Below are 24,851 nucleotides of genomic sequence, written 5' to 3'. Positions count from 1 at the left end.
CCCCGGCGCGTCCCACAGGCTTACCGGATCGCCGCTACGATATCGTCGCGCATGCGGATGGCCTCCGCGCGCGCCGCTTCCTTGTAATCCGCGCCGTTGTTGCCCGTCTTCTTCCACGCGCACATGATGCCGCGGGAGGAGTTGACGATGGCGCCCAGGCCGTCGTCGTTAAAGGCGTTTGCGATATCCTTGGCGGTCGCGCCCTGCGCGCCGTAGCCCGGCACGAGGAAATATGCGCGCGGCAGCAGGGTGCGGATGATTTTCTGCTCCTCCGGGTAGGTCGCGCCGACGACCGCGCCGACCTGGTTGTAGCCGCAGGGCGTATCCAGCCCTTCGCCCCACTTGGCCATCATCTCGGCCACGCGGGCGTAAAGCGGCTGCCCCTCCATATCGCGGTTCTGGAACTCGCCCGAGGACGGGTTCGAGGTCTTGACCAGGACGAAGACGCCCTTCCCGCGCGTGCGGCACTCCTTCAGGAAAGGCTCGATGCCGTCCGTGCCCAGATAGGCGTTGACCGTGGCGCTGTCCGCGCCGTAGGGCGCGATCTCGGTATCGCCCACGCGGGTCTTGCCGAGGTAGGCCTCCGCATAGGCCGCGGCCGTCGCGCCGATGTCGTTGCGCTTGATATCCGCGATGACGTAAAGGCCCTTGGCGTGCGCGTAATCGATGGTCTCCTTGAGCGCCATCGCGCCGTAGGAGCCGAGCAGCTCATAATAGGCCGCCTGCGGTTTGACCGCGGGGACGATATCGGCCAGCGCGTCCATCAGGCCGCAGTTGAACTCCACGACGCTCTCCGCCGCGGCGCGCAGCGTTTCGCCGTGCAGCATCAGGTGGCGTCGGACGATCGTCTCCGGGATGTACTCCAGGCGCGCGTCCAGGCCCGCGACCGTCGGGTTCCCCTTCTCACGGATTTTCTCGACTAAGGTTTGAATGGACATGTATGTGCTCCTTCCCGCCCTATCCGGGCTTACATCATCACCATGCGGTCAAGCACACGGATGCTGCCGCTGACAATGGTTGATATGACTTCGCCCTGCAATTCCATGCCTTCGTACGGCGTGTTCTTGCCCTTGGATTCAAACGCCTCGCGGCGCACCTTCCAGGTGGCGTTCGGGTCGAATATGGTGATATCCGCGCGCGCGCCTTCCCGGAGCTCGCTCCGTCCAAGCTGCAGCAGGTCTGCCGGCGCGGCGGTCATTTTATAGATCAGGTCGCCCATGGACAGCTTGCCCGTGTGGTAGAGGTACGTCAGGCTGGCGGCCAGCGCGGTCTCCAGGCTGCTCATGCCGTATGCCGCGCGGGCGAACTCGGCGATCTTGCTGTCCTCGGTGCACGGCATATGGTCGGTGGAGATGATATCGATCGTGCCGTCCCGCAGCCCCTCGACCACCGCGTCGACGTCAGCCTGCGCGCGCAGCGGCGGGTCGAGCTTTGCCATCGTGTTGTAGCCGGTGACCGCCTCTTCCGTCAGGGAGAAGTACTGCGGGCAGGTATCCGCCGTGACCCGCGCGCCCATCTTCTTGCCCCAGCGCACGATTTCAACCGAGCCTTCGGTGGAAATATGGCTCAGGTGCACCGGGCAGCCGGTTTCGAGCGACAGGATCACGTTGCGCGCCACGACCGACTGTTCCGCGGATTTCGGGATCGGCATCAGGCCGTGCAGCGTGCTGACCAGCCCCTCGTTCATCACGCCGGTCGCGGCGATGGAGCGGTCGAGGCAGTTCGTCAGCACGGGCATCTTAAAGGAGTTCGCGTACTTGAGCGCGTTGCGCAGCACGCCGCCGTCGGCCGTCGGCTCGGCCTCGTCGCTGACCGCGACGGCGCCCGCCATTTTCATTTCTGCAATCGGCGCGAGCTGTTCGCCCTGCCCATAGCGCGTGATCGTGCCGACCGGGAACACATGCGCCGCGCCCACGCGGCGCGCGCGGTCGAGGATATAGGTGACCGACGGCGCGGAACAGGTCTTCGGCTGGGTGTCGGGCATGCAGGCGATGCTGGTAAAGCCGCCGCGCACCGCGGCGCGCGTGCCGCTGGCGATGTCCTCGCGGCTCTCGAAGCCCGGCTCGCACAGGTGGCAGTGGATATCGATCAGGCCGGGCGTCACAATGCACCCGGTCGCTTCTATAATACGCACGTTTTCGTCTTCGTAATACTGGGGCAGCTCAGGCGCGAGCTTTACGATGGCCTCGCCGTCGATCAGCACGTCCATCACGCCGGACAGCTTATTTCTCGGGCTGACAACACGGCCCTTCCGGATCAGGATCACCGTAAAACCCCCCTTTCTTCGCAAACATGTAGAGGACGGCCATTTTAATGGCGACGCCGTTCGTAACTTGCTCGTCGATCACGGAGTTCGGCCCCGCAATCACCGCGCCGGACATATCCACCCCGCGCCGTACCGGCAGCGCGTGCATCACGATCACATCCGGCTTTGCATAGGTCAGCTCCTGCTCATGCAGGCCGAAGCAGCGCGCGTATTCGCGCTCGTCCGGCACCAGGCCGCGGTCGACTGCATCGCTGCGCAGGCGCATGGACATAATAACGTCGGCGTCCGTCACAGCCTCGCGCGGGCTGCGGCAAATCTGCACGCCCAGGGTTTCAAGGCCCGCCGGCAGCAGGGTGGCCGGCCCGGCGACGCGCACGTTCGCGCCCAGCTTGAGCAACCCCCAGATATTGGAGTGCGCGATCGGGTTATGCAGGATATCGCCGGTCAGCGCGACGTTCAGCCCCTTGATCCTGCCTTTTTTCTGAAAAATGGTAAAAATATCGACGAGCGCCTGGGTCGGCTGCTCGTTGATGCCGTCGCCGGCGTTGATGATGGAGGCCTGTACCAGCGGCGCGATCATGTGCGGCGTGCCGGAAAACGGGTGCCGCAGGATGATGACGTCCGCCCCCATGTGGTCGATCGCGGTGACGACGTCGCGGATACGCTCGCGCGTGGTGTCGCCGACCGAGATCGTGGACACCGTGCCGGTCATATACTGCGCCGCAAGCTCAAACGACAGCTTCGTGCGGATGGACTCGCCGACGAACAGTTCGACGACGCTCTTGCCCATCAGGTGGGGCGCTTTTTTAATCGGCTGGCTCAGTACAAATTTCATGGTTTCCGCCGAATGCAGGATAGAGCGGATGCTCTGCGCCGGTAATTCGCGCAGGCCGAGCAGGTCCTTGCGCGTCTTGAGGTTGGTGATCAAACTTATCCCTCCCCGTCTAATATCACGACGCCGTCGCAGCCGTCCGCTTCGCGTACCATCACGCGCACGCGCTCGCTCTGCGCTGTCGGCAGGTTCTTGCCAATATAATCCGGCCGGATCGGCAGCTCCCGGTGCCCCCGGTCGACCAGCACGGCGAGCTGGATGCGCCCGGCGCGCCCCATCAGGGACACCGCTTCGATCGCGGCGCGCACGGTGCGCCCGGTGTAGAGCACGTCGTCCACAATGATGACCGTGCGGCCCTCCACGGCGGGGTTGGGCGTAAAGCGCGCCGCCGGGCGGCTGTCCGCCGGGATATCGTCGCGCAGCGGGGAAATGTCAAGCGCCAGCACGGGCGGGCGCACGCCTTCGACTTCGCCGATCTTGTCCGCGATGCGGCCTGCCAAAAATTCGCCGCGCGTCTTGACGCCCGCAAGCAGGATGCTGGGAATATCATGGTTTTTCTCGATTATCTCGAACGCGATCCGGGTCAGCGCGCGGCGCATCCCGCCTTCGTCCATGATTTCGGCTTTTTTATGCACGCTTTGCCCTCCTTCCGGGCGCAAAAAAGGCTTCCCACACCCGGCGGGAAGCCTACAAAATACAGAAACCCCTTGGTTTTCCTGCTTTGCCTGTTTTCCACCTTGGCGAACTCACGGGTTGCGCTTTAAAGGCCGTCATAAAACATTGATTTCTTACACGTTAGTATAACTTATTTTGCGCGTTTTGTAAATGTCGCATTCACTAAAAAACCAATTGCCATTGCCGGTGAATTTTATCTTGTTTGTGACAACCCGGCAAATCCGGTACAAACTCTCGGGGAAAAAACGGCGGCCGCCGGACAAACTAGGATCGGCGGCATTTTCATATAAATCAGTCCAATGAGGAAAGGGGACGGGACGTATGCGGGTAGCACCATTTGTAACAGGGATCGCGGCAGGCGTCGCAGCGGGCGCAATTGCTTCCGCTATGGCGGCAGGCGCGATGCACAATCCCAAGGCGCGCCGGGCAATCAAGGCCGGCGCGCGCCATGCCGAGCATCTTGCGCATGATGCGGCGCACGGCATTGCAGGCATGATGGGCTGACGCCCTTCTGGCAGGCGGCGGCGCGGGACGCGGGGAAAGGTTCCCGCGCCGCCGGGGCTGCGCCGTACATACCCGGGGAAACGCCGGCGCAACCGGTGGCTTTTACGCAGGACAGACAGGAAGGCCGCGGCGCATACGCGCCGCGGCCTTCCATACGTATAACCATGGAGACAATGATTATCAGATTTAGATGTCCGGGAAGAACTTTGCGTCCGGCTCCGCGCACCAGGCGTACTGCGGGTCGGTCGTGGTGATGATGTCCTTGTCGTCCTGGAGGCGGATCGCCCACAGGTAGAACATGGAATACCCCGGCGCTGCGACCTGGGAATGTGTGGCGCCGTTCGGCATGCCGGTCAGGTCGTTGTTGCGCAGCTTGTAAACGTCGTCGTCGATCTCGCCGTAGCCATAGCCGTCTTCCGGCAGGAACTTGTAGTAGTACAGTTCCGGCTCGACATGGTGATGCGGCGGGTAGGAGGACCACTTGCCGGGCTCATGTACCACTTCGCCGATGAAGAAGTTGGTCTCCGGGCAGTTGGAGCGGTCGAAGAAGGTGCGCACCAGGCGGGCGGAAATATCGTTCATGATGCCCTTGCCGCGTGCTTCATTCGCGCACAGCAGGTCGTTGTCGCGCAGCAGGCGCGCTTCGAACTTCTTGGGGTTGGCGGTCTTGGTGATCGCGATTTCCGCCTTGTCGGACAGGCACTCTACAGTAACCGCGGTGTTTTCCGGCACGTGCAGCACGATCGGGCCGACGTGGAAGCAGTCCTTGCGCTCCACGGTCTCGGACTTGCCGTCCCAGGTGAGCGTAACCTTGCCGTACAGCAGGTCGTAAACGACTTCCTGCGCATAGTCAAAGTTGGCCTTATCGCCCGCGGTCATCGCAAAGATGCCAAAGTCCATCCCCATCATTTCCGGGTTCTGGTCGGTGACCATTGCATTGTAGCCCTTTACCAGCGGGCCCTTGCTTGTGTACTTCAATGTAAAAACCTCCTGTCAATACAGGCGCCGCCCCGCTCTAAAGGGGGCGGCTGGCCTGTCATAAAATTATCCGGTTAGGAAGCTTCCTAATCAGTCCCTTAACGGGAGCATCTCGCCGCATTCAAAGGATTCCTTGCAGCGGTAGGCGATTTCGGAAACGGCGGTGCCGTCGTAAACGGTGACCTCCGGCTTGCGCCCCTCGCGGATGCAGCTTACGAATTCGATCATCTCGTTCGTATAGGCCTCGTGCCAGCGCGCCAGGAAATCCGGGTAGCATTCGCGGCATACGCCGTGCTTGCTCATCACTTCCAGCATGCTGTCCGTGCCGACGGACGCGATGCGCAGGGTGCCGCGGGTGCCGACGATCTCGGTCTCGACGTTGCAGCCGTGCGCGGAAGCGCGGCCGGCGAACATAAACGCCATCGCCTCGTTCTCGCACTGCATCATGCACGCAACGTTGTCGCCGTCGTTCAGCTCGCGATACAGCTCGAACTCGAACACGCCGCCGATGCCCCAGACATTCTTCGGCTCAGAGCCGGTGAACCAGCGCACCAGGTCGATGTCATGCACGCACATGTCGAGGAACTGGCCGCCGGAGTGCGGCGCGAATTTCAGGGTGCCTTCGATCGTGGTGCGCGGGTCCTGGGTATAGGAGCGCACCAGGATGACGCGGCCGATATCGCCGTTGTCAAGCTTCGCCTTTGCCTTTACATAAGAGGGGTCGTAGCGGCGCATGAAACCCAGCATAAACACCTTGTCCGGATGCGCTTCGACCGCCTTCTCCGCAAGCTTGCACTTCTCCACCGTGGTGTCGAGCGGCTTGTCGCAGAAGACGTGCTTGCCCGCGTCCAGCGCCATTTTGATCTGCTCGCCGTGGAACATGGAGGGCGATACGATGGCGATCGCATCCAGTTCCGGGTTGGCGCACATCTCGGCAAAGTCGGTGTACTGGTACTTGACGCCTAGTTCCTCCGCCACTTCCCGCACGCGGTCGGCGGCAACGTCGCAGATTGCTGTCAGTTCGGCGCCAGGAACACGGGTCGCAATATTTTTCGCATGCTCATAGCCCAGACGGCCCAGGCCGACGGAACCAATCTTAACAGTTTTCATACGGGACTTCCTCTCCTAACGCTCGCATTCTCTTGTACTTTCCGGGTAAGGGCGGCACTTTTCAGATGTGCAGCGCTTAGAGGCCGGTGTGCTCGCGGACGTACGCGCGCGCCATGCGGGCATACTCGAGCGGGTTTGCGATCGCCGGATCCTGCTCGGCCTCGACGACCAGCCAGCCCTCGTAGTTATACTCGTCGAGCAGCTTGAATACGGTCGGGAAGTCCACGCAGCCGTCCGGGTCGCCCGGTACGGTGAATACGCCTTCGGGGATGGAGCGCAGGAAGCTCTTCTCCTCCGCATAGCACTTGTCCATCGCGGCCTTGCGCACGTTCTTCAGGTGGACGTGCTTGATGCGGTCGTGATGCTTCTTGAGGATCTCGATCGGATCCTCGCCGGAGAAGGTCAGGTGGCCGGTATCATAAATGAGGTTGACGAACTTCGGGTCGGTCATCGCCATCAGGCGGTCGATCTCCGCGGTGGTCTGCACCGTGGTGGTCATGTGATGGTGGTAAACGATCTTCATGCCGCTGTCAACAGCGATCTTGCCCAGGTGGTCAAGGCCCTTGGCCAGTACTTCCCACTCGTCGTCGTTCAGGACCTTCTTATACTTGAGCGGGGTGTTCCACTGGTGCTGGATCGAGAAGCTCTGGTCGGAAACGTTGATGACTTCCGCGCCGATCGCCTTCAGGAAATGCATGTGGTCGATAAAGGCACGCTCGTTCCACCACAGGGGCTGCTCATTGATATAGGTGCTGATCCACGCGGTGATCGCGGAAATGCCGCGGCGGCCGAATTCCTTGTTCAGGATCGCCGGGTCGCGGGGATACTGGCAGCCGATCTCAGTGCCCACATAATCGGTCATGGAGATTTCGCTGATGGTCTGCAGGAAGCTGTTTTCCGCGCCCATTTCGGGCATGTCGTCTTCGGTCCAGGCAATCGGTGCAATACCAATACGGACCTTGTCTTTGTTCAGCATAGTCTTCTCTCTCCTCCTTATTTTCTCTCACAAAAATAGGCAGTTTTTTGATTTTTGGTGCAAAAAGGGCGGGCGCCTTCGGGCAGTAATGCTTTGGGCGCCCGCACATTTTGTACGGTTTTAGTTGTGAAAGTGCGCTTTATGCGTACTTATTAATACATTCTAGCCTCAGCCAGGTGCTCATCGATTCTCTTGCGGGCTTCCTGTACGTCAGCAGACTTGGAGGTGGAAGCTACGCCGATGTGCCACCAGGACTCATAGCCCTCGGCCATGGTCTTCGGCAGTACCTTTGCGTCGATGATGCAGGAAACGGATTCCTTCTTCGCCGCACGGACAGCCTCGCGGAACTCTTCCGGGGTCTTGGCGTAGAACGCCTTCATGCCGTAGCCTTCGCCGATCTTGCCGAAGTCGGTGTAGCAGTAAGCGCCGTCCAGCTTGCCGGACTCTTCGTTTCTGTGACGCATCTCGGTGCACAGGGTGCCGACGCCGTTGCCCATCTGAAGGTTGTTGATGCAGCCGAACGCAGCGTTATCGAATACAACGACGGTGATCTTGACATTCTCCTGCATTGCGGTAGCAAGCTCGGAGTTCAGCATCAGGAAGGAGCCGTCGCCGGTCAGCGAGTAGACTTCCTGCTTCGGGGCGGCCAGCTTGGCGCCGAACGCGCCTGCGATCTCGTAGCCCATGCAGGATGCGCCGTATTCCATGTGATAAGTATCCTTGGCGTCGGTGACCCACAGGCGCTCGAGGTCTGCCGGCAGGGAGCCTGCAGCCGCTACGACGATCGCGTCGTCGTCGATCTCCTCGCGGAGGATGCCGACCGCGTTAGACTCGGTGATGGTGCCGCCGATGTCACGGATAAAGTCGGTCATGATCTTTTCGGTCCAGGACGGTACGCACGGTACGAACTTGCCTTCGCCGAAGCCCTCGCCATGGTACTGTACGCCCAGGACGGAGAGGCGCTCCTTCTCCCAGATCTCGCGGATCTCCTGGATCTCGTTGGTGTAAGCGGACTTGTAGCCCTCCGCCTTCAGCTTGGCCATGATCGCCTCGAGGGTAACCTTGGCGTCGCCGACGCAGCGGGTCGCGTCCAGCTTCTCAGCGTGGAACTCGGAGGTGTTGATCGCCAGGACCTTCATGTCCGGGTTGCGGAACAGGACCCACTTGGAGCCGGTTACGAAGTCGTTGAAGCGGGTGCCGACGCCGATGATCAGGTCGCAGTCCTTGCACAGCGCGTTCGCAGCCAGGCCGCCGGTAACGCCTACGCCGCCGACAGACAGGTCAAAGGAGTCCGGCAGGGCGGAGTGGCCGGCCTGGGTCTGGGAAACCGGGATGTTAAAGGCCTTGGCAAAGTCCATAACGGTCTGGCCGGCCTCGGAATAACGCACGCCGCCGCCGGAGATCAGCATCGGCTTCTTCGCAGCCTTGATGACCTCGACAGCCTTGTTGACTTCATACTCGTCGGCGCACTGGCGGGAAATGTGATGTACCCTCTTCTGGAAGAAGTATTCCGGGAACTCAAAGCTCTCGCCCTGTACGTCCTGCGGCAGGGAAACGACCGCGGTACCGCAGTCGGCGGTGTCGGTCAGTACGCGCATTGCGTTGATCAGCGCGGGCATCAGCTGCTCCGGGCGGGTTACACGGTCCCAATACTTCGCAACCGGCTTGAAGCAGTCGGACGCGGTAATGGACAGGTCAGACGGGACTTCCATCTGCTGCAGTACCGGGTCGGGCTGGCGGGTCGCGAAAGAGTCGGACGGGAACAGGAGCAGCGGGACGTGGTTGATCGAAGCGGTCAGGGCTGCGGTAACCATGTTCACCGCGCCGGGGCCGATCGAAGAGGTGCAAGCCAGGATGCGGCGGCGGTTGTTCTGCTTCGCGTAAGCGATCGCAGCGTGCGCCATGCCCTGCTCGTTTCTGCCCTGATATACGCGCAGACGACCGGGATCCTCGTCGAGTGCCTGGCCAAGGCCAACGACCATGCCGTGGCCGAAGATGGTGAAGATGCCGTCTACAAACGGGTTCTCGACACCGTCCATCTCGATGTACTGGTTGTTCAGGAACTTGACGACTGCCTGACCAACGGTCATTTTGATTTTGTTCATGATAATGCGCCTTCCTTTCTCCTTGTGCACCTTGCGGTGCATCATTGTCTCCATAGGGTTTTTTGTTGTTTCTATTGTAGCAATTGTATGCACAATATTCTAGAGGATTCTTGCTTTTCGCTGGTGTGCCGCCGCCGCGCCCAGTGGGGGCAAGGGGGCTGCCAAACGAAAAATAGAGCATTCTTGCGGTCGGGACTCCCGCCCGCCCCGCAAGGCTATTCCGAACTGCTCTCGACGATGTAGTTTTTGCGGTATTTCCGCGGCGTCATGCCGACGTTTTTGGCAAACAGCAGGTTAAAATGGCTCGGGTTGTCATACCCCACCATGGACGCGATGCGCGTGACGGGATAGTCGGTCGAAATGAGCAGGGTCTGCGCCTCCCCGATGCGGCGGCGCACGATATATTGGAGCGGGGAATACCCCGTCATGTCCTTGAATACGTGGGATAGGTAATAGGGGCTGATGTTCAGGTGCTCGGAAATCGACTGGAGGCTGATGTCCTCCGAGTAGTGCGCGTCGATATATTTCTTGATGCGGGTGCCAAGCACGTTGACGCTGCACTCCTCGCCGCGCGGCACGCCGTGCGTGACATGCCAGCAGCAGGTCAGCAGCGCCAGCAACAGGTGGTGGCAGGTCTCCTCGCCGCCGCCCTGGCCGCTTACCAGCTCGGAAAACATCAGGTCGAGCAGGTTTTCCAGCATGGCGCACTGGGGCTCCTCCACGTGGAACACCGGCGAGCCCTTGTCGCTGATCAGCGCGTTTTCGCGCAGGCCCTCGATGTGCAGGCCGCCGACCGCGCAGCAATAGCTGCCGATCAGCACGTCCGGCCCGGAAAGCTCGTCGTGTACGACGCCGCTGTTATAGATGGCAAGGTCGCCGCGGCGCACCTTGTGGCGCACGCCGCCGATCGAGTATTCGCCGCCGCCGCTCGTGATCAGTACGATTTCGACCAGGTCGTCGTGCGCGTGCATGACGCGCGGGTGGACGCTGGCCTCTTCCTCTATTTTACTGACGTAAATGAGCCGAGGCTCACGGTTCAGATGGAAGCTCGGCACGTAATTCTTTTTGACAAAGCACTGTATCATGCGCATGCGCTCCTTAATCCCAGCCGGCCACCCGCACCCGCCGGCGGCTGATGGCAGCCGCCGGGCGTGCAAGCAGTATGAAAAAAGTATAAAAAAGATATGGTCTGCCGGAACTGCCCTAAATGGCGGTGCGCCTGTTGAGCCCCTGCGTCAGTTCGAGGCGGCAGGACAGGCCTGTAATATGGTAAAACCCGGAAAGGTGTTCGATCAGGCTGGTCACCACCAGCTCGGTGTTGCGCTCCTTGAGGCCGCGCACGATATCGTCGTGCAGGCCGATCTGGCAGGACTCCTCCGCGCCGCGCGCCGCCATGAGCAGGCTGACCTTCTTGTACAGCGTCTCCTGCATGTCGTGCAGCAGCGGGTTGCCGCTGATCTCCGAAAGCATCAGGTGGAAATCCGAATCCGCCTTGATTTTCATGTACATATCATCCTGGCTGTTGTAGTAGCGGCACTGCTCGCTCATCTCGTGCAGCCGGTCGAAATCCGCGTTGCTGCCGTTATAGATGGCCAGCTGGGCGGCTAGGATGTCCTGGTTCAGCCGGATAATGCCGAGGTTCCGGATATCCGCCTCGGTAAAGGAGATCACCTCGGCGAACCGTTTGGGGTAAATGTTGATCAGCCCTTCCCCGTGCAGGCGGCGCAGCGCCTCGCGGATCGGGGTGCGGCTGATGCCCAGGCGCAGCGCCAGGCTGTCCTCCGGGATGCGCTCGCCGCAGGCGATTTCCCCGGTCAGGATCATTTTGAGGATGTACTGGTAGACGGTCTCCCCAAGGCTTACCTTATTGTCTTTCGTCAATTCGCCCAAACCGTCATCCCCATTCTATGCATTATGTATAGGCGTTTGTTGTACAGCCAACGTAGCCCTGCTACGTTGACTAAAGCATAACAAAGAAATGTATGCAAGTCAAGGTCAAAAATAAGAAACGAAATAATTGTATACAATTCGGCTTTTTGATGTATAATCTGCATTTAACGTGCTTTAATGTTCTGATTTTTCCACCCTTCTTGATTTTGACACGTTTTTGACAGGCGAATTATGCGAAGAAATTGTTTGACATTTGTTTTTAACTCTCCTATACTGGACGTGTCAACAACAAAGTCGTCCGTCCCCTCGGACAAAATTCACAACAGGAGGCTGTATCACCATGAAAACCTTTTCCGTCCGTCCGACGATCGTCGAGGCCGACACCTTTGAAGCCTTTGTCAAGGACTTCAACCTGTGCGAAACTGACCTGATCCTGACCAACGAATACATCTACAAGCCCTTTATGGAACGCTTTAACCTGCCCTGCCACACGATCTTCCAGGAGAAGTACGGCGGAGGCGAGCCTTCCGACCTCATGGTGGACGCCATCCTCGAAGAAGCCCACAAGGTCCCGACCAACCGCGTCATCGCAGTCGGCGGCGGCACGATCATCGACATCGCCAAGGTGCTGGCGCTGGGCGGCGAGTCCGGCGTGGACGCCCTGTACGACAATATGGCGAACCTGGAGCGCAAGCGCAACCTGGTCATCATCCCGACGACCTGCGGCACCGGCTCCGAAGTCACAAACATCGCCATCATCAACCGCACCCGCAAGGGCACCAAGATGGGCCTGGTTTCCGAGCACATGTACGCGGACTATGCCGTGCTGATCCCGGAATTCCTGTCCTCCCTGCCCTACGGCGTATTTGCGACCAGCTCGATCGACGCGCTGATCCACGCGGTCGAGTCCTACCTCAGCCCGAAGTGCACGCCGTTCTCCGAGATGTTCTCCGACGTGGCGATGCGCACCATCCTGGGCGGCTATGTGGCAATCGCCGAAAAGGGCGCGGACACCCGTTTCGAGCTGAGCACCGAGTTCCTGCGCGCCTCCAACCAGGCGGGCATCGCGTTCGGCAACGCGGGCTGCGCCGCGGTCCACGCCATGAGCTATGCGCTGGGCAGCAAGTACCACGTCGCGCACGGCGAGTCCAACTACCAGTTCTTCGTCGACGTGCTGCGCGTCTACCGCAAGAAGGACCCGGACGGCAAGATCGCCCAGTTTGCCGACCTGATTAACGAGATCCTCGGCACCACCGGCGATGCGTTCGACAACCTCGACGCCCTGCTTGAAAAGATCCTGCACAAGAAGCGCATGAGCGACTACGGCGCGACCGAAGCCGACCTCGACCCGTTTGCACAGAGCACGGTCGACAACCAGCAGCGCCTGCTCGGCAATAACTATGTAGGGCTTTCTGTTGCGGAAATCCGTGAGATCTATGCTTCCCGCCTTTAAGGAAGGCAATGTGCTGAAACTTTGATTCGTGCATTTTCCACAAACATGGTTCTGTGTATTGCCGCAATGCTGTTGCATTGCGGCAATACTTTTCCATGAGAAAACCACGAATCACCCTACACCTAACAAAAATTATGCATTGATTTTTGTATACATTTGTGATATTCTTACGACTGGGGAAAGAAACGGAAATATCCAATTATCATAATTTGCCCCAGTAGCCCCTTAAAAATCTAAGGAAGCAGGAGGATTATACATGTCGGAATACATTCTGGAAATGAATCACATCATGAAGAGCTTTCCAGGTGTTCAGGTGCTGAACGACGTCACCCTGCAGGTTCGCCCGGGCGAGGTGCATGCGCTGATGGGCGAAAACGGCGCAGGCAAGTCCACCCTGATGAAAATCCTAATGGGCATTTATTCGGCGGACGCCGGGGAAATCGTCCTGGACGGACAAAAAATCACCTGCAAAAACCCGCGTGACGCAATGGAGCACGGCATCGCCATGATCCATCAGGAGCTGAACCCGATCCTGGACATGCAGGTTTTTGAAAACGTCTTCATCGGACGTGAGAAACGGACCAAGCTGGGGCTCGTCGACAAGGCTGGCATGCTCCGCGAAACGCGCGCGCTGCTCGCCGACCTGAATATCGATATCCCCTCCGATGCCTATATGCGCGACCTGAGCGTCGCGCAGTGCCAGCTGATCGAAATCGTCAAGGCGATCTCGCTCAACGCGCGCGTCGTCGTCATGGACGAGCCGACGTCCGCGATCACCGAGCATGAGGTTGACACGCTGTTTACGCAGATCCGCCGCCTTAAGGCGGAGAACGTCGCCATCATCTACATATCCCACAAGATGGACGAGATTTTTGAAATCTGCGACACCATCACCGTGCTGCGCGACGGCCAGTTCATCGGCACGAACCCGGCGGCCGGCATGACGAGCGACCAGCTCATCCGCATGATGGTCGGCCGCGACATCACCGAGGTCTTCCCGAAGGCCGACGCGGAAATCGGCGGGCCGATCCTTGAGGTCAAAAACATCTCGATGGGCAAAAGGGTCAAAAACGTCAGCTTCGAACTGCGCACCGGCGAAGTGCTCGGCATTGCCGGCCTGGTCGGCGCGGGGCGCTCCGAACTGGTCGAGACGATTTTCGGCATCCGCCGCAAGTCCTCGGGGGAGGTCTTCATCCGCGGCCAGAAAGTGAACATCCACAGCCCCAAGGACGCGATTGCAAACAAAATCGCGCTCATCACGGAGGACCGCAAGTTCACCGGCCTGAACCTCGTCGGTTCGGTCGAGCAGAACATCACGCTCGTCCACCTGTCGCAGCTGTTTAAAAACGGCCTGATCAACGGCGGCAAGGAAAAGGAAGTTTCCACCCATTACATTGATGAGCTCTCGATCAAGACGCCCACCCGCCAGACGCTCGTCGGCAACCTGTCCGGCGGCAACCAGCAGAAGGTCGTCCTGGCCAAGTGGCTGCTCACCGAGCCGGATATCATTATCCTCGATGAGCCGACGCGCGGCATCGACGTCGGCGCGAAGCGCGATATCTATCTGCTGATCGGCGAAATGGTCAAAAACGGCAAGGCCGTCATCGTCATTTCTTCTGAAATCCCGGAGGTCATGGGCCTGGCGGACCGCATCATCGTCATGTCGGAAGGCCGCCTGACCGGCGAAGTCGGCCGCCCGGATTTCTCTCAGGAACGCATTATGACATACGCTGCACAGTTTGGGGAGTGATATAACAATGAAAAGCAACACGAATACCTTAAGCCCGAAAAAAGTTTCGATGAAGGACTTCGGCCTGATCCTTGTCTTCATCGCCCTGGTCGTCATCCTGGCGATCGTTTCCGGCGGCACCTTCGTCACGCCGCGTAACCTGCTGAACGTCGTCAAGCAGACGGCGATCAACGGCATCCTCGCCATGGGCATGACCTTCGTCATCATCTCTGGCGATATCGACCTGTCGGTCGGCTCGACGGTCGCGCTGACCGGCGTGATCGCGACCATGTTCGCCCACCCGGCAGCGGACGGCGCGGCGAACGGCCAGTACCCCTTCATCGTCCCGATCCTGCTGGCGCTGCTCGTCGGCGCGCTCGTCGGCGCACTCAACGGCGTCGGCATCGCCTACGGCTCCATCCCGGCATTCATCGTGACCCTCGGCTCCATGACCATTGTCCGCGGCCTCGCGCTGATCATATCCGGCGGCTCACCGATTTTCGACGTCACCCCGGCGTTTGAGTCCATCGCGTCCATCCAGGTTGGCGGCGTCGTCCCGATCCTCGCGGTCTACCTCATCATTATTGTCGCGATCTGCGCGTTTATCCTGGGCAAGACCGTCTTTGGCCGCCGCATCTATGCGATCGGCGGCAACGCAACCGCGGCTTCCGTCTCCGGCATCAACGTTCGCAAGCTGCGCGTCATCGTGTTCACGATCGCGGGCCTGCTGGCCGGCCTTTGCGGCCTGCTCGTCGCGTCCCGTACGATCACCGGCTCCCCGACGGCCGGCCAGAGCTATGAGATGGACGCCATCGCGGCGGCCGTTATCGGCGGCGTTTCGATGTCCGGCGGCTCCGGCAAGTGGTACGGCGTCGTCATCGGCGCGCTGATGCTCGCGGTCATCTCCAACGGCCTGGATATCATGAGCGTAAACTCCAACTTCCAGCTCATCATCAAGGGCCTCATCATCATCTTCGCAGTACTGCTTGATATCAAGGGCAAGGGCAAGCGCAGCTAAGCGCTTCCCTGGCTTTGATATAAATTCACCTATTGTTTTTAGGAGGAAGAAACATGAAGAAGAGATTATTATCCATGCTGCTCGTCGGCGCTATGGCTATGAGCCTGGCGGCTTGCGGCGGCGACACGGCCGGCAAGGACGCTGACCAGAAGCCGGCCGCGGGCGATACCGCCGACACCGCCGGTTCCAGCCAGAAGAACTACAAGATCGCACTGTGCATGAGCCACCAGACCAACGAGTTCACCACTGCGGTCGGCAAGGGCGCAAAGGAAAAGGCTGCGGAGCTGGGCGTTACCGTTGAAGTATTCGACGGCAAGCAGGACCAGGCGACCCAGATTAACCAGATCGAGACCGCGATCAACCAGGGCTACGACGGCATCCTGGTAGAGCCGATTTCCGCGGACGGCATCGTCCCGGCTGTCAAGTCTGCGAACGAGGCCAAAGTACCGGTCATCACCGTCGTACAGCAGATGAAGAACCAGGACACCATGGCGGCTTCCTACTGCGGCGGCGACGAGGCTGCGGCCAGCAAGCTGGAGATGCAGAAGGCTGTCGACGCGATCGGCGGCAAGGGCAACATCGTCATCATCTACGGGCCGATGGGCTCCGACGCGCAGCTCAAGCGCAAGGCCGGCTATGACGAGATCCTGGCGCAGAACCCGGACGTCACGGTTGTTTACCAGGAGACCGCGAACTGGGTAACCGAGGAAGCGCTGACCCTGATGGAGAACTGGCTCTCCACCGGCAAGGAAATCAACGCGGTTGTTTCCCAGAACGACTCCATGGCGATGGGCGCCCTGAAGGCGATCGAAGACGCCGGCAAGCAGGCGGATATCCCGGTCTTCGGCCTGGATGCCGTTTCCGACGCTGTCAAGGCTGTTGCTGACGGCCGCCTGGCAGGCACCGTTTCCCAGGATGCACCCGGCCAGGGCGCGCTGGGCGTTGAGACCATGGTAAAGGTCCTGAACGGCGAAGATGTTGAGCCGATCAACTACACCGAGTGCGTATGGGTCAACAAGGACAACGTTGCGGACTACCAGTAAGCAATAAAAGGCTGCCGTGCTGACGGCATAACCAAAAAGGCGGCATATCCCTAACCCGGGACATGCCGCCTTTTTGGTAACATATTAAGGGGGTCGATCGCTATGCCGATGGGCATTATTGTCAACATCTGTTCCGTGCTGCTGGGCGGCCTGCTGGGCACCCTGCTGCGGCGCTTTATCCCGGGGTTCCTCAAGGAACACCTTCCGCTTTATTGCGGCATCATGTCGTTTGTCATCGGCGTGGCGACCATGCGCGACCTAAAAACCATGGCCGCCGTTGTCGGCGCGCTGCTGATCGGCGCGATCATCGGGGAACTGCTCCACCTGGAGGAGCGGCTGGACAGCGTCGGCGCGCATGCGCAGAAGGCCGTCACCCGCATCATGCCCAAGCTCTCCGGCGGCGACCACGCGGATATCAACATGCTGATCGCGGTCATCATCCTGTTCGTGTTCAACGGTTCCGGCTTCTTCGGCGCCCTGAACGAGGGCATGACCGGCGACGGCAGCTTCCTGATCGCCAAATCCGTGCTGGACTTCGTGACCGCGATCGTGTTCGCCACGACGCTGGGCATCATCGTCAGCCTGCTGGCCGCGCCGCAGGCCGTCGTGCTGTTCCTGCTGTTTGCGTGCGCCGGCCTCATCGTGCCGCACGCCACGCCGGTCATGCTGGCCGATTTCCAGGCCTGCGGCGGCGCGATCATGTTCTTCACCGGCTTCCGCATTGCAAAGATGAAGGATATCCCCGTGACCAACCTGCTCCCCGCGCTTGTGCTGGTCATGCCGTTCTCCTACCTTTGCAACCTCTGATCCCATATCGCCCGTTTTCCAGCCGGAAAGCGGGCGTTTCCGCACAAAAAAGGCGCGCCCCTTTTGGTAGGGACGCGCCTTTTAATGGTTTTCACCCATCTTGCCTTTTGCCTTTGCGCCGCCGGGCGTGGCCGCGCGTGCGGTACCCCCCGAACGGCGGGCGGCCGCCTTCCGCCCCGCCCCCCTCCGGCTCCACCGGGTTCAGGCGCGCCGTATTCACGGGAGGCTCAATTTCCCCGCCGCCACACTCGTAAAGCTCCAGCTTGTGGCAGGCCGGACACACCATGATTTCCACGTCCAGCGTGCCGGTCAGCTTATTGTCGAGCTGGCCAAGGAACAGGCCGACGTGCCCGAGCTGGATCGACTCCATGCCCATCGACCGCATTACCGTGCCGCAGCGCAGGCACTTGAGCTCCTTTTTCATCCGCAGTCCCCGGTGCAGCCCGCGCAACCGGCGCATTTCTTCTCATATTCCATGAGGGAGCCTTCTGTCAGCAGGGAAAGCGCGTGAAGGCGCTCGTTGATCATATCCCACATGCACATCGGCAGATGGTCGCGATGGCCGCGATGGATGGTCACGCATTCAAAGCAGTTGCCATGGTGCGGGCACGCCTCTTTGCAGGGGCAATGGTCGCCGCTTTCACGGACTTGCCTCAAAAACTCCATCTTCATTTCGTACGCTTCTTTTTTGTGCCCGGCACGGTCCAGCTCGTTCTGGCGGATCGCGAGTTCGTTGTTGTCAATCTGCATAATACACAGCATCCTTTCTCCCCATTTGTTAGATGAATCATATAACATTTTGATCGGAAATACTACTGCATTCTTGCTTTATCCGCACGTATTTGCCGCCCGTCCCAGCGGGAGCAGCACGGCGCCCGCCGCATTGCCCGCCGTTGCCAGGAGCAGGAAACGGATGCACGCGGCGGCCTGCGCCGTGGACGCCCCGGCGGAAAGGTAAAACATGTCCGCCACGCAGTGCTCAAAGCCGGCCAGGATAAACGCGGGCACGCACAGCAGGATGCCCAGGTACCGCCCGCAACCCGCGCCCTTGCGGAAATGGTCGACCGCGATGTACATCAGCAGGCCGCAAAACAGGCCGAGCAGCACGGTCTGCACCGGGTGCTGCGACAGCTTTGCCGCCGTCAGCGCCGCCGCGCCCTCCGCGGCGCCCGGCAGCGCGATACGGGCCGCCAAGCCACAAAGCAGCGTGCCGGCCGCATTCCCGAGCCATACGGCCGCAAGCTCGGCGAGGTAGGACGGCGGGTTCACCGTCAGGTACCCCACGCGCCCGGTGAACAGCGCCAGCCCATACGCGCATACGGTAAACAGCCCGACCGCAAACAGCACCGCCCCGGCAACCGGCTGCCCCTTGGCCGCGCAGGACAGGTAAACCATCCCCCCTGCCGAAATCATGACGCCGGCCAGGCCGGCGGAAACAAACAGCTTTCCCCAATGCATCCCTTTTTTCCTCCTCTGCCTTACCCATTTATTGTACTGTATCCGGGCTTTCCCGTCAATGCGGCGCGGGCAATCTGTCTTGACAGCGCCGTGTATTACTGCTATAATACGCATAAGGAAGGAGGGGATATCCATGGTCTCGTTTGAAGGCCTGATACTGAACAGCCGCGAACCCGTGTACCAGCAACTTGCCGCGCACGTGCGCCGCATGATCGTCATCGGCTGCGCCGACGACGGCGACCCGCTCCCCTCCCGCCGCGAAATCGCGCAAACGCTCGATATCAACCCCAACACCGTGCAAAAAGCCTTCCGTTTGATGGAGGAGCAGGGTTTTATCGTGACCAACGGCAACGCGGGCAGCGTGATCCGGCTGACGCCCGCCCTGCGCGCACAGCTCGGCGACGCGCTGACGCGCGGCCTTGTCCGCGCATTCGTGCAGCAGGCGCGCCAGAGCGGCCTGACCTTGCCGCGCGTGATGTCGCTGCTCGGCGAGCTGTGGGACGCCCCGTAATTTTTTATGCAATATGTACTATGGATATAATACATGGAGGGATGGATATGAAACTCTGCGATAAGCTGATGCGCTGGCTATTGCGCTGGAGCTGGCAGTACCTCGCGTGCGCCGCGGCGGTGCTTGTGCTTTGGGACCTGATCGCCGTACTGTCCGTGGGCGGCGCGGTCGAAAACGCCTACCTGTCCTATGACCAGGTGCTCCAGGCCGCGCACCTGGAATACCCCTTCGTGCTCGCGGTAACGCTCGCCTGCGTGCTGCTCGCCCTGCGGTACTACAGCCTCGTGGAGGAGGACGGCGTGAAACCCGTATACGGCATGATGAGCCTGCCCGCGCCCCGCTGGGCGCTGCCTGCCGCGGAACTGGGGGTGGCCGCCCTGTTTGTACTCGCCCTGTTCGCGCTGCAAAACCTGACCGCCATCGCCTGTTACCCGGCGTGGCGGCACGCCGCCGCCGAAGCCGCCGCGCAGTTCCCCGCCTATGCCGGCAACCTGGCCGCCGCCGAAACCGTGACCGGCCCGTTCCCGCCCGTGGGGCAGGCGGACGGCCTGTACCTTGCCTTTGTACGCACCCCGCTGCTGCGCGTGACGCTGCCGGGCACCCTGCTGGAGCTGGCCACATCGGCCGCCCTCGCCGTCCTGCTGGCGGGCTGCACGGCCTACGGCGCGTCGCACGGCAGCCGTTTCGGCCTGCTGTTCACCGTGCTTGTCCCTGCCGTGACCTATGGCGTGTGCGTACAGGCCGCGGCCGTGGCCGAATTTTTCTGGAGCCTGCTGCCCGTCCCGGTATTCCTGCTCCTCTGGGCGGCCTGGCTCTCTGCCAGCACCGTCTTGCGCTATGTCCGCACATTCAACCTGCCCTGACAAAGGAGGGAGCCACATTATGAAAAAACGCATTGCCGCCCTCTGGCGCGCGCACGTCCTGCCCATCCTTGCGGCAACCGTCCTCATTTGCTTTGCCGGGCTGTTTTTCTGGCGCATTGCCGCGGGATATGCCGCCGCGGCCACGCTCCAGGACCTCACGGGAGACCGCGCCGCGCTGCGCACCTTCCCGCTTTCCTTCGACCTGCGCGACGAGCGCCACCTCCGCACGGTCTCGCTGCGGGACGGCGCGCCGTCGACCGATACGGTGCTCACAGACCCTCTTTACGCCACGGAATATATCGACCGCCCCCTTTCGGTCACCATCCCGGGGCGACGGGATAAAGTGGGCGAATTCCGGATGGAAACGGCGGCACGCGGGGCGGAAACCGGTATTTACCTGTACCTCAACTTCTACTCCCGCGGCAACGCCTGGTATTCCGGCGCAATGGCCGGCGCCGGGGTGTTCACCGGGCTTTATACCGGCAAGCCGTATAAGCCGGACGATTTCCCCACATTCAACCCGTCCGTACACAGCGCCTTCATCGGCTCCACGCTTTACTATATCCTGGACAATTCCGACCCGGCGCTGGGTTACCAGGGGGAAAACGGCCTGTTCCGCCTGGCGCTCGACCCGGATACCTTCCGCCCCGACAGCGCCGACCCCTACCGGGGATATGTGGAACAGCCGCTGGAATACGGTGATGCGGACTGCATCGCTTCGGTCGGCAGCGGCACGCCCGTGCTTGGGCTGGCGGCGGCGGGCGAATACCTGGTCTTGCTGACGCGCAGCCGGGACGGCGTTACGCTCACGCTGCTCGACCAGGACGGCAACGCCTGCGGCAGCTATGAAGCGCCGCTGCAGGGCGGCCGCGTTTCCTATACGCTCTGCACGGATACCAGCCAGGGGCAGGCCGTGTGCGCTGTGCACCTGGCCGGGTACGATGCGGGCGAGCCGCTGATGACCAATATGCTGGACGCGCGCTTTCTCGCCCTGCGTATCGGCGCTGACGGCTTCACGCCGCTGCTTTCCGCCCCGGCTTCCGCGATGCGCGCGGACAGTCTGCCGCTCGATTCGGTCTATTACCTCGCGTGGCGGGACGGCAAGCTGCTCGTATCCGGCCTGCGCCAGGTCGCGCCGGACACGACCTACGCGACCTATGAGGGCGCCTCCATGGCCGTCGGCTTTTTCGACGTCTATGTCGCGGTGTACGAACCGTCGGACATGGGAAGCGCCGCGCTGCTCTATGCGGGGCAGTTCGACAGCGGCATGGCGGACGACAATAAGACGCAGATCCATTCGGGCGTCTATTATGCCGGCGTGCCGCCCTACCGCACGCAATACTACATGCTCCAAAATTACCGCATAGAGGGGGATGCCGCATGATTACGATCGAACACCTGGCAAAATCCTATCCTGACAGCGCGCACTGCGACCTCTATATCCCGTCCCTCACCATCCCGGACGGCGAGGTCGTGGGCGTGCTGGGTGCGAACGGCGCGGGCAAATCGACGCTGCTGCGCGCCATTATGGGGCTGACAAACGCAGGGGACCCCCGCGCCGTACAGATCGACGGCCGCCTGCCGCAGGCGTGCTATGACGAGCTGTCCTATATGACCGAGGCGGGCAGCTTCCCGCCCTTCCTTTCGCCGTCCGCCTACGGCGTGTTCCAGGCCGACCTGTACCCAGGTTTTGACCGCGCACGGTACGAAAAGCTGCTCTCCTTCTTCCAGCTCCCCACGGACCGGCCCGCGCGCACATTTTCCAACGGGCAGCGCGCCAAGCTGGAGGTCGCAGCCGGGTTCTCCCGCGGGGCAAGGTACCTGCTACTCGACGAGCCGTTTCTCGGCAAGGATATTTTCACGCGCCGGGATTTCCTGAAGCTGATGGCCGGCTCGCTGCACCACGGCGAAACCATTCTGGTTGCAACACACCAGGTCGACGAGATCGAGAACTTTTTAGACCGCGCCATCCTCCTGCACGACGGCGAAATACGCGTGGACGTCTACCTGGACGACCTGCGCGCCCAAGGGCGAACGCTTGTCGGGCTGATGCAGGACGCCGCGGGGTACGACCCCGCGCGGTGGCGCAAATTTACCGGATAACGCGCCGGGGGCGGGCATGGCTTTTTGCCATCCCCGCCCCCTTCCGTTTACCGCAAAAATGCCGCAAACGCAAACGCCAGCAGCCATACCGCGACCCGCATCGCCCTCATAGACCGTCCCTCCTGCGTTTTCTTTTTATTCTGCCATGGGCATGCATAAAAATCCTGTCTGAAGCGCACGGCAAAAAAACAACTTTCCGGCGCGCTGCTTCGGCATATCCGGCCGGTATCCGTCCAAAACCGCCCAAATCCACCGCCGTACCGTACAGCACGCGCATTTTCGCCGCCAATTGACATTTTGGGCAGAATCCACTAAAATAGAGACCATCTAGGCGCCTTTTATGAAAAATACGGCGTGTAAGGGGGAACACCGGCATGGACGTGGGGATTATCGGCGCGGGGCGCATCGGCAAAACGCACGCGGAAGTGCTGCGGCGGCACGCGACCGGGCTGCATGTCCGCGCAGTCGCGGTACGGCAGCTCCGCCGGGAACTGGCCGGCTGGGCGCGGGACGCGGGCGTGGCCTGCCTGACAAACGATTATCACGACCTGCTGCGCGACCCCAGGATCGGCGCGGTGCTGATCTGCACCCCGGGGGATTCCCATGCGCGCCTGATCGAGGAAGCGGCGGACGCGGGCAAGCACGTTTTCTGTGAAAAGCCGGTCAGCCTGTCCCCCCAGCGCGTCGTGGACGCGATGCGCGCGGCCGACCGCGCGGGCGTTGTCCTCCAGGTCGGGTTCCAGCGGCGCTTCGACCGGAATTTCCGCCTGATGCACGACCGTATCGTTGCGGGCGGCCTCGGCGACGTGCGCACCCTCAAGCTGACCTCGCGGAACATCGCGCCGCCGCCGCTCTCCTACCTGCCCGGCTCCGGCGGTATTTTCCTCGACATGATGGTGCATGATATCGATATGGCGCGGTACCTTGCGTGCAGCGAGGTGCGGGAGGTCTATGCGCACGGCGACGTGCTGACCGACCCCGCCATCCGGGAAGCCGGGGATTACGACACCGCGGCCGCCATGCTGAAGTTTGAAAACGGCGCGACCGCGCTGATCGACAATTGCCGCCAGTGCTCCTATGGGCACGACCAGCGCGCCGAGGCCTTCGGCTCGCGCGGCTGCCTGACGGCGGATAACGAGCGCGCCTCCACGGTTTCCCTGCATTTGGACGGGCACGCGGAATACGCCGCCCCGGTCGGGCCGTTCCTCCCCCGCTACGAACAGGCCTATGCGGCGCAGTTTGCCGCTTTTGCAGCCGCCTGCGCCGGGGACGCGCCGGTGCAGGCGGACGGGTTCGACGGCCTGCAGGCGCTGCGCATCGGCCTGGCCGCGCGGCAGTCTGCGGCGGAAAACCGCCCGGTGGCGCTGCCGACGCTCACGCGCGGGACGGTATAGGCGGCGGGAACGAATAGGGAAAGGAGGTGCGGCATGCAACAGGCTGATTTTGAAAAATACCCCGTCAAGGAGCGGTATCTCCCCTCCCTGCGGTACATCCTGCACCAGCACAGCGAGAGCGCGGAATACTTTTATCATAAGCATGAGGATATCTGCGAGCTCGTCTACCTGGCGCACGGCAGCGGCACGGTTTCCGTGCGCGGCAAGGAATACCCGTTCACGGAAGGCGACCTGCTGCTCATCAACCAGGACGCCATGCACAGCGAAAAGTATGAAGCCGGCGTTGTGGTGGAAAAATACGTCTACGGCCTGGACAATGTGCTGCTGGCCGGCATGCCGCCCAACCACCTGCTGCCGGACGACGCCTGCCCGGTGATCCCGAAGAACGAATACCACGACGAGCTGCTGTCCTGCCTGCGCCTCATCGAGACCGAATACAACAACTCTAAACCGCGGTACGAGCAGGTATGCGGCGGCGTGCTGCTCGGTGTTTTCGCGCTGATCGCGCGGAGCAGCGCCGTCCCGGAAAAGTCGCTGGAGATTGACCGCATGACCTCGCGCCTGGCGGAGCAGGTGGAGGAGTACCTCAAGGTGCACTACTGTGAAAACCTGTCCCTCAAAAGCGTGGCGGACAAATTTTATGTGAGCACCTTTTACCTGGCGCACATCATGAAAAGCCACCTGGGCATCCCCATGATCCGCTATGTCATCCGCCTGCGGATCGGCGAGGCGCAAAACCTGCTGTGCACCACCAATTACCCAGTCAAGCAGATATCCCAAATGGTCGGGTATGCGAACTTCAACTATTTCCTCAACGTTTTTAAAAAGACGACCGGCAAGACCCCCAACGAGTTCCGCGCGCAGGTGCAGAAAAAACAATATTGACCCCGCCGGCGGCAAGAGGACGATGCCGCCGGTTTTTCATGCAAAAACCGCTTTGCAGGGCGTGGGCTTTTTTATTGCAGCAGGGGCGTCCCCGTATGCGGCGCAGCAATTTTGTGCACCCCCGCGCCCCGTATGCGCGGCGGCCGCGCCCGCCGTTATCCTTTGCCGATTGCGGCATATTTTTTGCGTATATCTGCAAAAATCACGTTAAATATCCGCATTTTTATCCCAACTATCCCTTATCTGCACAA

Annotated in this window: 24 protein-coding genes and 1 pseudogene; 12 read left to right on the top strand and 13 right to left on the bottom strand. The window is 61.1% G+C overall.

Annotation, left to right across the window (positions count from 1 at the left end; all coding sequences use genetic code 11):
* Positions 1 to 20 precede the first annotated feature (20 nt).
* The 4 genes from pyrF to pyrR are packed head-to-tail and all read right to left on the bottom strand — an operon-like array spanning position 21 to position 3,733.
* Entirely contained in the window at positions 21 to 938 is a 918-nt protein-coding gene (pyrF, locus tag CZ203_RS12165) for an orotidine-5'-phosphate decarboxylase (protein ID WP_087066383.1), read from the bottom strand.
* Between the two features lie 29 nt (positions 939 to 967).
* Complete coding sequence (locus CZ203_RS12160; protein WP_087066382.1) at positions 968 to 2,266, bottom strand: dihydroorotase; 1,299 nt, start codon at positions 2,264 to 2,266, stop codon at positions 968 to 970.
* Complete coding sequence (locus CZ203_RS12155) at positions 2,223 to 3,191, bottom strand: aspartate carbamoyltransferase catalytic subunit (RefSeq protein WP_087066806.1); 969 nt, start codon at positions 3,189 to 3,191, stop codon at positions 2,223 to 2,225. Before CZ203_RS12155 ends, CZ203_RS12160 begins: the two co-directional genes overlap by 44 nt.
* 5 nt (positions 3,192 to 3,196) lie before the next feature.
* Positions 3,197 to 3,733 carry a bifunctional pyr operon transcriptional regulator/uracil phosphoribosyltransferase PyrR gene (gene pyrR, locus CZ203_RS12150; RefSeq protein ID WP_087066381.1) on the bottom strand — a complete coding sequence of 179 codons (537 nt, stop codon included), beginning with the start codon at positions 3,731 to 3,733 and terminating at the stop codon, positions 3,197 to 3,199.
* Between the two features lie 361 nt (positions 3,734 to 4,094).
* Between pyrR and CZ203_RS12145 the strand changes: the two genes are divergently transcribed.
* Positions 4,095 to 4,277, top strand: coding sequence for a hypothetical protein (locus tag CZ203_RS12145; protein ID WP_087066380.1), 183 nt, complete (start codon positions 4,095 to 4,097; stop codon positions 4,275 to 4,277).
* A gap of 186 nt (positions 4,278 to 4,463) precedes the next feature.
* On the opposite strand, the gene CZ203_RS12140 is transcribed toward CZ203_RS12145, so the two are convergent.
* From CZ203_RS12140 to CZ203_RS12115, 6 genes are all read right to left on the bottom strand, one after another.
* On the bottom strand, positions 4,464 to 5,255 hold the full coding sequence (locus CZ203_RS12140; RefSeq protein WP_235847527.1) for a 5-deoxy-glucuronate isomerase: 792 nt from the start codon (positions 5,253 to 5,255) through the stop codon (positions 4,464 to 4,466).
* A 90-nt stretch (positions 5,256 to 5,345) separates the two neighbouring features.
* On the bottom strand, positions 5,346 to 6,365 hold the full coding sequence (locus tag CZ203_RS12135) for a Gfo/Idh/MocA family oxidoreductase (RefSeq protein WP_087066379.1): 1,020 nt from the start codon (positions 6,363 to 6,365) through the stop codon (positions 5,346 to 5,348).
* Between the two features lie 76 nt (positions 6,366 to 6,441).
* Positions 6,442 to 7,341 (bottom strand): myo-inosose-2 dehydratase, encoded by a 900-nt coding sequence (iolE, locus tag CZ203_RS12130; protein WP_087066378.1) that lies wholly within the window; start codon positions 7,339 to 7,341, stop codon positions 6,442 to 6,444.
* A 152-nt stretch (positions 7,342 to 7,493) separates the two neighbouring features.
* Positions 7,494 to 9,446, bottom strand: coding sequence for a 3D-(3,5/4)-trihydroxycyclohexane-1,2-dione acylhydrolase (decyclizing) (gene iolD, locus CZ203_RS12125; RefSeq protein WP_087066802.1), 1,953 nt, complete (start codon positions 9,444 to 9,446; stop codon positions 7,494 to 7,496).
* A 215-nt stretch (positions 9,447 to 9,661) separates the two neighbouring features.
* Positions 9,662 to 10,531 carry a helix-turn-helix domain-containing protein gene (locus tag CZ203_RS12120; RefSeq protein WP_087066377.1) on the bottom strand — a complete coding sequence of 290 codons (870 nt, stop codon included), beginning with the start codon at positions 10,529 to 10,531 and terminating at the stop codon, positions 9,662 to 9,664.
* Between the two features lie 118 nt (positions 10,532 to 10,649).
* Positions 10,650 to 11,336 carry a GntR family transcriptional regulator gene (locus tag CZ203_RS12115; RefSeq protein WP_087066376.1) on the bottom strand — a complete coding sequence of 229 codons (687 nt, stop codon included), beginning with the start codon at positions 11,334 to 11,336 and terminating at the stop codon, positions 10,650 to 10,652.
* 340 nt (positions 11,337 to 11,676) lie between these two features.
* Between CZ203_RS12115 and CZ203_RS12110 the strand changes: the two genes are divergently transcribed.
* From CZ203_RS12110 to CZ203_RS12090, 5 genes are all read left to right on the top strand, one after another.
* Positions 11,677 to 12,789 carry a 4-hydroxybutyrate dehydrogenase gene (locus tag CZ203_RS12110; protein WP_087066375.1) on the top strand — a complete coding sequence of 371 codons (1,113 nt, stop codon included), beginning with the start codon at positions 11,677 to 11,679 and terminating at the stop codon, positions 12,787 to 12,789.
* A 256-nt stretch (positions 12,790 to 13,045) separates the two neighbouring features.
* A complete protein-coding gene (locus CZ203_RS12105; RefSeq protein ID WP_087066374.1) occupies positions 13,046 to 14,539 on the top strand; it encodes a sugar ABC transporter ATP-binding protein in 1,494 nt (497 codons plus the stop codon).
* A gap of 7 nt (positions 14,540 to 14,546) precedes the next feature.
* On the top strand, positions 14,547 to 15,536 hold the full coding sequence (locus CZ203_RS12100) for an ABC transporter permease (RefSeq protein WP_087066373.1): 990 nt from the start codon (positions 14,547 to 14,549) through the stop codon (positions 15,534 to 15,536).
* 53 nt (positions 15,537 to 15,589) lie between these two features.
* The gene (locus tag CZ203_RS12095; RefSeq protein WP_087066372.1) at positions 15,590 to 16,579 is read left to right on the top strand and encodes a sugar ABC transporter substrate-binding protein; all 990 of its coding nucleotides are present in this window, start codon (positions 15,590 to 15,592) and stop codon (positions 16,577 to 16,579) included.
* A gap of 102 nt (positions 16,580 to 16,681) precedes the next feature.
* Positions 16,682 to 17,386 (top strand): DUF554 domain-containing protein, encoded by a 705-nt coding sequence (locus CZ203_RS12090; protein ID WP_087066371.1) that lies wholly within the window; start codon positions 16,682 to 16,684, stop codon positions 17,384 to 17,386.
* A gap of 91 nt (positions 17,387 to 17,477) precedes the next feature.
* Here CZ203_RS12090 and CZ203_RS12085 read toward each other — a convergent pair whose 3' ends face one another.
* The 3 genes from CZ203_RS12085 to CZ203_RS12075 all read right to left on the bottom strand — a co-directional run bounded on the left by CZ203_RS12085 (position 17,478) and on the right by CZ203_RS12075 (position 18,958).
* The gene (locus CZ203_RS12085) at positions 17,478 to 17,810 is read right to left on the bottom strand and encodes a hypothetical protein (RefSeq protein ID WP_087066370.1); all 333 of its coding nucleotides are present in this window, start codon (positions 17,808 to 17,810) and stop codon (positions 17,478 to 17,480) included.
* A complete protein-coding gene (locus CZ203_RS12080; protein WP_087066369.1) occupies positions 17,807 to 18,136 on the bottom strand; it encodes a hypothetical protein in 330 nt (109 codons plus the stop codon). The genes CZ203_RS12085 and CZ203_RS12080 overlap by 4 nt, the downstream gene beginning before the upstream one ends.
* Before the next feature lie 78 nt (positions 18,137 to 18,214).
* The gene (locus tag CZ203_RS12075) at positions 18,215 to 18,958 is read right to left on the bottom strand and encodes a formate/nitrite transporter family protein (RefSeq protein WP_268875374.1); all 744 of its coding nucleotides are present in this window, start codon (positions 18,956 to 18,958) and stop codon (positions 18,215 to 18,217) included.
* Between the two features lie 19 nt (positions 18,959 to 18,977).
* On the opposite strand from CZ203_RS12075, the gene CZ203_RS12070 reads away from it, so the two are divergent.
* From CZ203_RS12070 to CZ203_RS12045, 6 genes and pseudogenes are all read left to right on the top strand, one after another.
* A complete protein-coding gene (locus CZ203_RS12070; RefSeq protein WP_087066367.1) occupies positions 18,978 to 19,355 on the top strand; it encodes a GntR family transcriptional regulator in 378 nt (125 codons plus the stop codon).
* 47 nt (positions 19,356 to 19,402) lie between these two features.
* Positions 19,403 to 20,218: a hypothetical protein gene (locus CZ203_RS12065; protein WP_087066366.1), complete on the top strand. Its 816-nt coding sequence runs from the start codon at positions 19,403 to 19,405 to the stop codon at positions 20,216 to 20,218.
* A gap of 19 nt (positions 20,219 to 20,237) precedes the next feature.
* Positions 20,238 to 21,602 (top strand): hypothetical protein, encoded by a 1,365-nt coding sequence (locus CZ203_RS12060; protein WP_087066365.1) that lies wholly within the window; start codon positions 20,238 to 20,240, stop codon positions 21,600 to 21,602.
* 50 nt (positions 21,603 to 21,652) lie between these two features.
* A pseudogene (locus CZ203_RS12055) lies at positions 21,653 to 22,321 on the top strand (ATP-binding cassette domain-containing protein); the annotation flags it as partial.
* Between the two features lie 374 nt (positions 22,322 to 22,695).
* Positions 22,696 to 23,715, top strand: a complete 1,020-nt coding sequence (iolG, locus tag CZ203_RS12050) for an inositol 2-dehydrogenase (protein ID WP_087066363.1) — start codon at positions 22,696 to 22,698, stop codon at positions 23,713 to 23,715.
* Between the two features lie 33 nt (positions 23,716 to 23,748).
* Positions 23,749 to 24,600, top strand: coding sequence for an AraC family transcriptional regulator (locus CZ203_RS12045; RefSeq protein WP_087066362.1), 852 nt, complete (start codon positions 23,749 to 23,751; stop codon positions 24,598 to 24,600).
* The last annotated feature ends 251 nt before the right edge of the window (positions 24,601 to 24,851 follow it).

The sequence above is a fragment of the Intestinibacillus massiliensis genome (genome assembly GCF_900155735.1).
Classification (GTDB): domain Bacteria; phylum Bacillota; class Clostridia; order Oscillospirales; family Butyricicoccaceae; genus Intestinibacillus; species Intestinibacillus massiliensis.
The sequence above is the reverse complement of the archived record's forward strand: the minus strand, read 5'-3'. Positions and strand labels throughout refer to the sequence as shown.